The 4,773-nt window shown below is 65.8% G+C and carries 4 protein-coding genes and 2 pseudogenes; 3 read left to right on the top strand and 3 right to left on the bottom strand.

Features of this window, described 5'->3' with window-relative positions; genetic code table 11:
• Window positions 1-200: 200 nt before the first annotated feature.
• From OCL88_RS20755 to OCL88_RS20745, 3 genes and pseudogenes are all read right to left on the bottom strand, one after another.
• Window positions 201-566, bottom strand: a pseudogene (locus OCL88_RS20755) (thiamine pyrophosphate-dependent enzyme); the annotation flags it as partial.
• Between the two features lie 30 nt (window positions 567-596).
• On the bottom strand, window positions 597-809 hold the full coding sequence (locus OCL88_RS20750; RefSeq protein ID WP_264963804.1) for a hypothetical protein: 213 nt from the start codon (window positions 807-809) through the stop codon (window positions 597-599).
• Window positions 810-849: 40 nt separating this feature from the next.
• Window positions 850-1,875: a LacI family DNA-binding transcriptional regulator gene (locus OCL88_RS20745; RefSeq protein ID WP_264963803.1), complete on the bottom strand. Its 1,026-nt coding sequence runs from the start codon at window positions 1,873-1,875 to the stop codon at window positions 850-852.
• A gap of 126 nt (window positions 1,876-2,001) precedes the next feature.
• Here OCL88_RS20745 and OCL88_RS20740 point away from each other — a divergent pair, with 126 nt between their 5' ends.
• From OCL88_RS20740 to OCL88_RS20730, 3 genes and pseudogenes are all read left to right on the top strand, one after another.
• Window positions 2,002-3,186 (top strand): Gfo/Idh/MocA family protein, encoded by a 1,185-nt coding sequence (locus tag OCL88_RS20740; RefSeq protein WP_264963802.1) that lies wholly within the window; start codon window positions 2,002-2,004, stop codon window positions 3,184-3,186.
• Between the two features lies 1 nt (window position 3,187).
• Window positions 3,188-4,183: a Gfo/Idh/MocA family oxidoreductase gene (locus OCL88_RS20735; RefSeq protein ID WP_264963801.1), complete on the top strand. Its 996-nt coding sequence runs from the start codon at window positions 3,188-3,190 to the stop codon at window positions 4,181-4,183.
• Window positions 4,184-4,303: 120 nt separating this feature from the next.
• Window positions 4,304-4,773 (top strand): annotated as a pseudogene (locus OCL88_RS20730) (transposase); the annotation flags it as partial.

The raw sequence follows: 4,773 nt of genomic DNA, 5'->3' as shown, positions 1-4,773 counted from the left end.
AACAGGGCAATCTTTGATCCATGCAAACTCATGGGTGACTCACTTTCTCATTGTGGTGGTAAGCCCGGCGGGATGCCGGGCTGCGTCTGACGAATCTGTGGGACTGCCGCCCCACGGGCTTGCTGCTCCTGTCCTGAAGCCACGCGGTTGGCAGGCTTGTGGAGCCCAGTCGTGGCTGTGGTACGCGGCCTCGCCCGGGGCTACCTCTTCACAGCTTGCAGCTCATCGTGTGAGTCCGGGAGCTCCTGACTGTCGTTGAAGCGGGGTTCGGTTTCGGTTTCGCGCTGCTCCCATGAAACCTCGGCAAGATCCCGGTTGTTGAACACACACACCACAAGGCGCGGATCCGCCCAGTCCCGCCAGCGGTGCGCCACGGTGATCAGCTCAGCAACGCCCAGCATCTGCATGCCGCCGTCACCCGCCAACGCCGCCAGGGGCCGGTCCGGGTGGGCGAGCTTCGCCGCCAGGCCGTAGGGAATGGCGCAGCCCATGCTGGCGAGGGTTCCGGAAAGGTGCGCCGCGACTCCCTCCGGAAGGATCAGCTGGCGCGCGTACCAGCGGACGCAACTTCCGACGTCGACGCTTACTTGTGCGTTTTACGGGAGCCGACCGTTCAACTCGCGGACCACCAACTCCGGGTTGACCGGGCTCGCGGCAGTACCGGCGCGTTCCTCCGACAACTTCCGCCATGCGCGGACTTGGTCTTCGATGTCGGCACGCCACCGCGCGCGTTCGGCTTCCTCCTCCTGCTGCCTGGCAGCCAACCGGGAAGCGAGCCGTTGCAGTGTCTCGGCGGCGTCGCCTGCCAAGCCGACTTCCACGGGGTAGCGGTTGGCGCTCTCCCCGGTGTCACCCCTCCCGCGGCGCGTCCCCCGAAGACCCGCGCACCTGCAAACGGGACGGCACCTGATGCAAGCGGGCCGGGAGATCGGGCGTCGTCAGCCGTTCGAGGATGAACTTTCCGGCCTCGACGCCCACCGCGAGGTTGCCGTTGTCCACGGAGGTCAGCGAAAGATGGCGGATCTTGGCGAGGTAGGTGTTGTCGTAGCCAACAAGCGAGAGGTCTCCGGGTACAGTGAGCCTCTGGTCATCGGCGGCCGATAACGCGCCGATGCAGGCGATGTCGTTGTACGCGAAAATCGCCGTCGGGCGTCCCGGCCCCGAAAGCAGGCGGGTTGCAGCCGCGTAGGCTGACTCCTCGCTCACCCCGCCGGACACGACCACCGGTTCCAGTCCGGCGTCGAGCATTGAGCGCTCGAACGATTCCCGCCGCAGCCTGCCTACGACGCCCGGCCCCTGCAGGTGCGCGATCCTCCGGTGACCCAAGTGCAACAGGTGCTCGGTGGCTTGCCGGGCGCCGTCGTCGTCGTCATTGACCACAACGTCCACCCCGGGAAGTTCAGGTTCGCGCGTGCCGGCCAGTACCACCGGAATGTTCCGCGAGGCGGCTTCAATCGCAGCGGACTCAAGGGTTGTGCCCACCACCACCAGGCCATCGATGCGCTGTTCCAGCAGCGTCTCCACGGAGCTCCGGCCTACGCGGTTATCCGTGTACGAGTCGGCCAGGACCGGGGACACTCCGGCCGCGTGCAGCGACGCCGTGAGCCCTTCCAGCAACTCCACGAACCATGGATTCCGGATGTCGTTGAGCATCACGCCAACAGTTCCGCTGCGCGGCCCGGACAGGCGCTGGGCCAGGCGGTTGGGTCGGTAGCCCAGTTGCTCCATGGCTTCCAGGACAGCACGACGGCGGCTCTCGCTCACGTTCGCGGATCCCTGGAGGACCAGTGACACCAGGGACTTGGAAACGCCGGCAGCACTCGCCACATCACGGATGGTGGGTTTTGGTGCCGCCACTTTGGGCGTGTCAGTCACGGTGCTGTGTCCTCTCGGTCCGGCGGAATCGGCTCGATCTTCAAGCTTAGGGGTTGACGGGCCCCTGCTGATGACTCCATTATGGACCGGTCCAAGTAAATTCCAAAGAGTCAATGAGGATCTTCTATGAGTGCACCGAATTCGCGGCAGTTGGTCGCCGGGATGGTAGGCGGCGGGCCGGGGGCCGACATCGGCAGGACCCACCGCTACGCCATGCGGCTGGACGGCCACTACGATCTGCGGGCCGGGACCTTCGGCCGTGACCGGAGCAATTCGCGGCAGGTCGCCGTCGAACTTGGCGTGGCCGCGGACCGCAACTACGCTGCCGTCGCGGAGATGGCAGCCGCTGAGGCGGCCCGCGAAGACGGCGTGGATGTGGTGGTGATCGCTACGCCCAACGACAGCCACTTCCAGCTCGCCAAAGCCTTCCTGGAGAAGGGCATCTCAGTGGTGTGCGAAAAGCCGTTGACCCAGGACTCCGCCACGGCTGCGGAACTCGTCCGGGTCGCGGACCAAAACCATGCGATCCTCGCGGTCCCGCACTGCTACTCCGCCTACGCCATGGTCCGCCAGGCCGCGCGGATGGTCCGCAACGGGGAGCTGGGCGCCATCCGGTTTGTCGACGTCGAACACGCCTCCGGCTGGGCGGCGACGCCGCTCGAAGAACTCGGCCACAAGCAGGCCTGCTGGCGTACCAACCCGGACATCGCCGGTTTTCCGAGCGTGGTGGGCGACCTGGGTACGCATGCCTTCCACCTCCTGCGCTACATCACGGGCCTGGAAGCCGAGCGCCTGTCCGGGCGGCTGCAAACGTTCGTGCCCAACCGCCGCGTCTTCGACAACGCCACCGTGGAACTCGAGCTGACCGGCAACGTCCCCGCACGGCTGTGGGCCAGCATGGCTGCCACCGGCCACAACCACGGCCTCCGCATCCGCGTTTACGGCGAAAAGGGCAGCCTCGAGTGGCAGCACGAGGATCCGCACCACCTCAAGGTGCAGGACCTCGCAGGTGCCACCACCATCCTCACTCACGGTCTCAGCACACTGCACGACGACGCGTCCCGGCTCACCCGGGTGGGCCTCGGCCACCCGGAAGGCTTCCTTGAGGCCTTCGCCAACTTCTACTCAGACCTCGCCGAAGCCCTGCGCGCCCGCCGCGACTCCACGCCACTCCCGGAGCGTGATCTCTCCTTCCCGACCGGCATTGACGGCCTGATCGGTGTTCAGTTCGTTGAGGCCGTCGCCGCCTCCCACCACGACGATTCCGCGTGGAAAGTCCCCGCGTTCGCCCTCGAGAAAGCAGTTGCCTGACATGCCCCGTTTCGCCCTTCTGGGAGCCGGTTTCATCGGTTCGGTCCATGCCGCCAACCTGGCCACCCACCCCGGCATCGATTTCCGCTTGGTGTACGACGTCGACCAGCAGCGGGCGGAGGCGCTCGCCGTCGCGCACGGAGCCGTAGCCGCTACCTCGCTCGAGGAAGTCTTCGACCCATCCCGGATCGATGCTGTCTTTATCGCGTCCTCCACCGATACGCACGCTGAGCACCTGCGCCGGGCTGCCGCCGTCGGAATTGCCGCTCTGTGTGAGAAGCCCATCGACCTGGACCTTGACCGCGCCCGGGAAACTGTGGCGTTCGCGCAGCAAAGCGGCGTGCCCGTCATGGTGGACTTCAACCGCCGCTTCGATCGCGACTATGCCGAACTCAAGCGCGTGGTGGACTCGGGGGAGATCGGCAAGGTGGAGCTCATCCAGCTCACCTCCCGCGGACCGTCCATGCCGCCGCTGTCCTACGTGGCCATCTCCGGCGGCCAGATGCGCGACCAGGCCGTCCACTTCTTCGACCTCGCGCGGTGGCTTTCAGGCTTGGATCCGGTGGAAGTCTTCGCTACGGGTTCGGCTCTGGCTGAGCCGGGAATCGCGCAGTACGACGACGTCGATACCTCCGCGGTCACGTTGCGGCTCCCCGGAGGGGCTTTGGTCCAGATCGATTCCGTGCGCCGCACCGGTTACGGGTACGACGAGCGGATCGAGATCATGGGCTCCGAGGGGATGGTGGAGGCCCGCCGGCACCGCAACGGCGCAGTCTCCCGGTACTCCGGTGCTTCCGTGGTGGACGATGGCCTCCACCCCGGCTGGTTCGAACGCGTCCAACCGACGTATGCCGCTGCGTTGGCGGCGTTCGTGTCCTCCCTCGAAGGCGGTGCCGCCCCGATCCCGACATTGGAAGACGGCCTGAAAGCCCAAGCCATCGCCGAGGCCGCCACGCTCTCCCTGCGCTCCGGCCGCATGGAACCCATCAAGTACTAACCCAACTGGGTCGCATTTGTGCGCGTTTTGACGGCTGAGAACGCGCACAACTGCGACCCAGTTGGGAGGGGAGTGGGGTTAGCCTCTGTTGGTGGACACCTGAAGTAGCGGGATCCTGGGATTCTGCGGGAAGGTGTTCTTGTGAGCACGACACGACGTAAATTCACTCCTGAGTATCGGCGGGAGGCTGCACGGCTCGTTATTGATACCGGCAGGCCGGTGGCGCCAGTGGCCAGGGAACTCGGGCTCGGAGAGCAGATGTTGGGTCGGTGGGTGGCTCAGGAACGGGCACGGCTGGCGGCTCCGGAAGAGGTCGCGGCGGCCGAGACGGAGAAGTCAGAGTTGGAGCGGTTGCGCCGGGAAAACGCGCAGCTGCGGATGGATAATGAGTTTCTGGGAAAAGCCGCAGCCTTCTTCGCCTCCAAGCAGCAGAATCGGAATGCTTCGAACTGATGGAGGCCGAGAAGGCTAATTACCCAATCCTGCGGATGGCAAGACTGCTGGGTGTGTCACGATCGGGGTTTTACGCTTGGCGGCGGAGGACCTCCGTGAGGTCCATGCGGGCGGTGGTCCGGGCTGAACTGGATGCA

Origin of the sequence: Paenarthrobacter sp. PAE-2, from assembly GCF_026013155.1 — a bacterium.
GTDB classification, from domain to species: domain Bacteria; phylum Actinomycetota; class Actinomycetes; order Actinomycetales; family Micrococcaceae; genus Arthrobacter; species Arthrobacter ureafaciens.
This window is presented reverse-complemented; position numbering and strand designations above follow the sequence as displayed.

Excerpts from the sequence above, each read along its gene's own strand:
- OCL88_RS20740 (WP_264963802.1), top strand. The coding sequence starts at position 2,002 with ATGAGTGCACCGAATTCGCGGCAGTTGGTCGCCGGGATGGTAGGCGGC.
- OCL88_RS20735 (WP_264963801.1), top strand. The coding sequence starts at position 3,188 with ATGCCCCGTTTCGCCCTTCTGGGAGCCGGTTTCATCGGTTCGGTCCAT.